The sequence below is a fragment of the Frankia sp. AiPs1 genome, from assembly GCF_023716945.1.
Taxonomy (GTDB): Bacteria; Actinomycetota; Actinomycetes; order Frankiales; family Frankiaceae; genus Frankia.
Window position 1 is genome coordinate 1 of sequence record NZ_JAMQQF010000360.1, and the last position, 5970, is coordinate 5970.

At 71.7% G+C, this 5970-nt stretch carries 5 protein-coding genes; 3 read left to right on the plus strand and 2 right to left on the minus strand.

Going from position 1 to position 5970, the window contains the following annotated elements; genetic code table 11:
* Positions 1–1297: AAA family ATPase (locus ND748_RS22855; RefSeq protein ID WP_251748014.1), on the minus strand; the 1297-nt coding region annotated here is incomplete at its 3' end.
* Positions 1298–2162: 865 nt separating this feature from the next.
* Between ND748_RS22855 and ND748_RS22860 the strand changes: the two genes are divergently transcribed.
* Together ND748_RS22860 and ND748_RS22865 are read left to right on the plus strand one after the other, a co-directional pair.
* Positions 2163–3254 (plus strand): phenazine antibiotic biosynthesis protein, encoded by a 1092-nt coding sequence (locus tag ND748_RS22860; RefSeq protein ID WP_251748015.1) that lies wholly within the window; start codon positions 2163–2165, stop codon positions 3252–3254.
* Complete coding sequence (locus tag ND748_RS22865) at positions 3254–4648, plus strand: aldehyde dehydrogenase family protein (RefSeq protein WP_251748016.1); 1395 nt, start codon at positions 3254–3256, stop codon at positions 4646–4648. The genes ND748_RS22860 and ND748_RS22865 overlap by 1 nt, the downstream gene beginning before the upstream one ends.
* An 83-nt stretch (positions 4649–4731) precedes the next feature.
* Here the strand turns inward: ND748_RS22865 and ND748_RS22870 are convergent, their stop codons facing one another.
* Entirely contained in the window at positions 4732–5196 is a 465-nt protein-coding gene (locus ND748_RS22870; protein WP_251748017.1) for a PaaI family thioesterase, read from the minus strand.
* A 503-nt stretch (positions 5197–5699) separates the two neighbouring features.
* Here ND748_RS22870 and ND748_RS22875 point away from each other — a divergent pair.
* The coding region (locus ND748_RS22875) for an AMP-binding protein (RefSeq protein WP_251748018.1) at positions 5700–5970 on the plus strand (271 nt) is incomplete at its 3' end.

The following is a 5970-nucleotide window of genomic DNA, read 5'->3' on the forward strand; positions in this document are numbered from 1 at the left end:
GCGCGGGGCGGTGGGCCAGCCGGTAGGCCCGCGCCGCGTCGAGGAAGACGGCGACGTCGCCGGCCGGGCTGCGCGGGCCGGACCGCTCGGCGTGCCAGGCCAACAGCGCCGGGGCGGCGAAGACCGTCCGCAGGTACTCGAACGCCCGTCGGTGCGCGCTGAGCCGCCAGCAGGGGTCCGACTCGCCGTACAGGCAGCGGCTCACCAGCGGGTGGCGGAAGGTCAGGTCGCCGTCCGGCGTCGTGCGGACGAGATCACGGCTGCGGAGCTCGCGCAGATCGCGGCAGGTCTCGTCCCGGTCGAGCTGCGCGACGGCGGCGACGGCGTCGACCGTGAAGGTGTCGCCGAGCACGGCCGCCGCCCGCGCGACCAGGCGCTGGGTCGCTCCGAGCGGGGTGATCTCGCCCAGCAGGCGGAGGCCGAGGGTGGTGCGCGCCCAGTGGTCGGACGGTCCGTCGGTGCCGTCGGTGCCGAAGCCGTTCGGGTGGCTGCCGTCGGGACCGAAGCCGTTCGGGTGACTGGGGTCGCCGCCTGCCTCCTGCTCGGCCAGCGCCGTCAGGTACAGCGGGTTGCCGGCGCCGCGCTCGTGCAGCTCGGCGACCCCGGGGGAGCGGCCCGGCAGGCCGAGCAGCTCGGCGCTCTGCTGCAGGGTGAGCGCCGCGAGCCGGATCTGCTCCACCGCACCCAGCTCGACCCCCGCCTGGATGGTGATGTGCATCCAGGCGGGTACCTGGCGCTGCCGGTGCGCGACCACGACGGGAAGGGCGTTGAGCAGCGGCCAGCGCGCCAGGACCTCGAGCAGGTCGACCGACGCCCGGTCGGCGAAGTGGAGGTCGTCGAGCAGCAGCAGCAGGCCACCCGGCGCAGCCGCCAGACAGTCGCCGAGCAGCGAACGCAGCTCGGCGAACAACCGGCAGCGCGAGGTCGACGCGTCGTCGAGCATGTCCGCGGCCGCCGCCAGCGCCCGGATGAACGTGGTGGCCGGCGACACCGACGCGGCCCCCGCCGGCCGCCAGGTGCTGAACGCCTCGATGAAGGGATGAAACGGCTCGTCGGAGCGGGGCTCGGTGCAGCGTGCCCGCAGCACGTCGACGCCGCGCCGGCGAGCCTCGCCCGCGACGGCCGTCAGCAGCCGGGTCTTTCCACAGCCCGGATCACCGGTCAGTTCGACGAGCGAGGTGCGCCCCTCGTCCCTGCCGCCGAGCAAGGTCATGATCTGACGGTGCTCCGCCGTTCGGACGGTGCTGTGGGGGCCCGTCGCAGTCTTCCCGGCGATGGCCGTCGCGGCGGTGCTCATGCCCTGGTCACTCCTTCTCGATGCCGTTGCTGACGGGGGCCGTTGCTGACGATGCCGTTGCTGACGGTCGGGCCGATGGCGACGGTCGGGTGGACTACGGCGCCGGGTTGCGTCATGGCACATCGCCGCCGTCGAGGTGGAGCGACGGCGCGGCCGGATCGCGGATGGGCGGATTGCGGGTGGGCGGGCTGCGGGCGCCGATGTTCCGCGCTCGGATCGTCGGATGTCCGGCGCTCGGTGGGACGGCGGGTCATCTCCTTGACCGTTACCGAATGTGTTTCCGGGTTATCCGTGCCGACGGCGCGGGCGCGGGGCCGTGGGATGACGGCGGGCCGGGGGCCGGAAATCCGGCGACCAGTGGCCACAATCGCGATCCTGGGGCCATCGACCGGACTGGGCCGGGAGGACGCCCTAGCTGGGCTGCGACGGGGTGCGCGGGGCCGCGACGGCCGGGAATGCAGCCCGTTCAGCCGTTGGTACACGCAGCGGAACACACCCGCAGGAAGTCGATGTAACCCCGGGCTACCAACGTGGCCGAACGATACACGTGCCGAATCTAACCATTTGAAGTTCAACTCGTCAACATAGTCCGGCTCGGTATTACGGGTGGCAAAGGCACATGCACCTACGTCGAAGATCGGATCCTACCGGCCGAAGCGGTGTGTGACCTATTTTACTTTTTCTGGATGCTGCGGGCATGAGCGTTGAAGCCTGGGTGTCGCCGGCGGGGTGACGAGGTGGCGGGGTGGGGGCGCGCGGAACTTCCAATTGCCCGATCGGCACGGGTCCCACCTGGGCCTGCGGCCACCGCGGGTCGGCGACGATGACCCCGCCGAGGTATCCGACGCGCCCGCGGAGGCAGCGCATGAGTTCCCCCGTTCTCGATCTTCCCCGGGCCGGCCAACCCGCCGTGGACCCCGACGAGTACATCGCCGCCCTGATGCGCTGGCACTTCACCGCGTCGACAGGCAGCCCGTTCTGGCTGCGCCGGGCGCGCAGCCTCGACTTCGACCCGATCGCCGACGTGCGCACCTTCGCCGACCTGCGACTGTTCCCCAACGTCGTGGACGAGTTCCGCGACGTGGGCGTCGAGGACCTGATCCCGCGCGGGCTCACCGGCGAGGACCGGGTGATCGCCGGCGTCTACGAGAGCGGCGGGACCACCGGGTCGCCGAAGCGGTTCGTCATGTTCGACCGCTGGATGGAGTTCGCGCTCGGCTGGGACGAGTTCCACTACGCCGATCTCGGGCCGGCGAACGTGCTGGCGGTTGCCCCCAGCGGGCCGCACATGTTCGGCGAGTTCGCCGCGCGCCGCGCGCGGCGCCACGACGGCGTGCGGTTCACCGTCGACCTCGACCCGCGGTGGATCAAGCGGCTCATCGAGCGCGACGGTCCCGGCGCGGCCGACCTCTACGCCGAGCACATCATCGACCAGGCGGCGCACATCCTGACCACCCAGGCGGTGGGCATCCTGATCACCACGCCCCCGCTGCTCGAACGGATGGCTCGCCGCGACGACCTCGTCGCCCTGATCCGCAAGAACGTCCGGTTCATCTGCTGGAGCGGCGCCCACATGGACGCCGACACCCGCGAGATCTTCCAGGCGGAGGTCTTCCCCGGCATCCCGCTCAAGGGCCTCTACGGCAGCACCACCATCCTCGGGATGTCCCGGGAGCGGCCGGGGGAGGGACTCGACGGCCTCGCGCTGTTCGACCCGCCGAGCCCGTACGTCGTCTTCCGGGTCGTCGATCCCGACACCGGCGAGGATGTGGCCCTGGGTGACCGCGGGCAGGTCGTGATGAACCACCTGACCAAGTACGCCCTCATCCCCAACAACCTCGAACGTGATCACGCCGTGGCCGTCGAGCCGCCGCCGGGCTGGCTCGGCTGCTCGGTCGCCGACGTCGGGCCGGTCGCCACGTTCGATGATCATGCAGTCATCGAAGGGGTCTACTGATGGGCGAGGGAATCCACATCGACGCGCTGGGGCCCACCGGGCCCTACCGCAGCCGCCACCGCCGCCCCCTGACCTCGCTGTCCGGCGCGCAGATCGGCGAGATCAGCCAGGTGCCGGCGCTGTACGTGCGACGCACCATCGCGGCGATGCGCGCCGCCCCGGTGCTGCCCGGCGCGCAGCGCTTCGACGCGCTGGACGCCGCGGCCGAGCTGTTCCTGACCGCCTCCCTCGGCGGGTTCGGCCCGCAGGAGTACGTGGACCTGGTCTCCACCGCCTCGGGGGTGCCGCGCGCCGTGGTCCGCCAGTCCGTCGAGTGGATCGCGGACGTGCTGCGCTCGCAGCGGACCACGGTGGAGCTGGCGATGCCGCGGGGCGCCGTCGGCGACTGGCGCGACGAGCGGACCAGCGAGGGTTCGGCGGTGTGGGCGCGGCGCGGTGAGGTGTTCGCGGTGCACGCGGCCGGCAACACCCCGGCGGTGCACGGGCTGTGGCCGGAGGCGCTCGCCCTGGGCTACAAGGTGGTCGTGCGCCCGTCCGCGCGCGAGCCGTACACGGCGTTGCGGCTCGTCGAGGCGCTGCGTCAGGCCGGCTTCCCGCCGGCGACGGTGACCCTGCTGCCCACCGACCACGATGTCGCCGACGTGATCATCGCCGAGGCCGACTACGCGATCGTCTACGGCGGCCAGGACGTCGTCGACAAGTACGGTGCCAGCCCCACCGTGATCACCCAGGGCCCGGGACGCTCGAAGATCCTCGTCACGGCGGACGTCGACTGGCGGGAGAAGATCGACATCATCGCCGACTCCGTCAGCCACCTGGGCGGGACGGCCTGCACCTGCGCGAGCGCGGTGCTGGTCGAGGGCGACCCGGAGCCGCTCGCCCGGGCGCTCGCCGAGCGGCTGGGACGGATCCCGAGCCTGCCGGCCGACCATCCCGACGCCACCCTCACCGTCCAGCCGACCGCGTCGGTGATCGAGGTCGACCAGTACCTGCACAAGGTCGCCGGGGACGCCCGGGCGCTGCTCGGCGGCGACACCATCGTCGACGAGCTGGCCTCCGGCGGTGCGGTGCTGCGCCCGGCCGTGCACCTGGTCGACTCCAGCGGCGCCGCGCAGCTCGGCGTCGAACTGCCCTTCCCCTGCGTCTGGGTCGGGCCGTGGCAGCCGGCCGACGGGATCGCCCCGCTGCGCGACTCGCTCGTCCTCACCGCGATGACCACCCGGGCCGAGCTGATCGACGCGCTGCTCGACGAGCCGTCGATCATCAATCTTTATCTCGGTGACAATCCCACCACCTGGCTGCGTCCGGGAATTCCGCACGACGGGTATCTCGGCGAGGTTCTCATGCGTACCAAGGGAATGATCCGTACGGCGGTCGGACCGGCCGCGGCCTGACCCGCCGCGCGGACAGTGCGGTCCGCGCCGCCGCTGCGGTGGCGTCGCCGGTTCCCCGGGACCGGCGATGCCGCCATCGACCGTCAGCTCGCCGGGGTCAACAGACAGGTGCAGCTCCCGTGCGCGACGAGTTTGCCGGCGGAATTGGTCACCCGAGCCTCGGCCGTCGCCGTCCGGCGCCCCACGTGAACCGCCCGGCCAACGCATTCCAGCGCCGCTGCGTCGAGATTCACCGACCGCACGAAATTCACCTTCAGCTCCAGCGTCGTATAGAACAGGTCGGCCGGCAGGCTGGTGTAGACGGCGCTGCCCATCGCCGTGTCCATGAGCGTCGCGATGACGCCGCCGTGCACCGTGAACATCGCGTTGGCCGCGGCCGGCGACGGTTGCAGCGTCCAGACCGTCCGCCCGACCTCCAGGGTCCGCATGCGAACGCCCAGCGAGTGGCCCACGCCGAGCCCCTGCGCGAGGCCGTGTTCCAGCAGTACGCGAAGATCGTCGATGCGCTTGGCGACCGCCGCCTGCGCGCTGATGCCGTTGTGCTCCACGGCTGCACCTCTCTGTTCCGGTCTGTTTTCGGTCTGTTCCGGCCGGGGTGAATGTCCGGACACGTTATCCGCATCGATGGACCCGTGTCGCCGAGTCGCGGCCGCGGCGTACTGTCCACGCGGCAAACAACGGCCGAACTCGCGTCGACTCCACGGGGCTGCTGGTCGTAATATTCGGTGAACCGCGACAACGCGACTCCTGGTATTTCTCGCCCGGCCACCAGCGGTCGATTCGGTGCGCTTATTGTCCCCGGCGATGGATCGATTGGAGAGGCGGCTCTTTCGTTGACCCGCCGGCATCGGATTGTCAGGCTTGCGGCGGCGGCATCGAGCGGGTCGGCAGACCGGTCGAAAGGCGCCGTCACCGTCCGGCCGGACCGGAAGTATTCCCGGCCGCCTGTTTCTGTGATCTCGGCACCGGACATCTGCACCGCACCGGACACCTGCACCGCACCGGACACCTGCACCGCACCGGACACCTGCCCAGAACGGGAGAGCATCTGATGCGAGGCACGACCCTGCCTGGCGCCCTCGACGAGGCGGCCGCGACCGGGCCCGACGTCGCCGTCAGCTTCCCCTCCTCGGCCGAGCGGCTCACCCTGGCCGAGCTCGCCGCGCGCACGACCGCGCTCGCCCGTGCCCTGGTCGCCGAGGGGGTGACGGCCGGGGAACGGGTCGGGGTGTTCAGCCGGAACAACGCCGACTTCCTGACCGCGGTCATCGCCGTCGGCCGGTCCGGCGCCGCCGCCTGCCCGCTGCCGCTACCGACCTCGG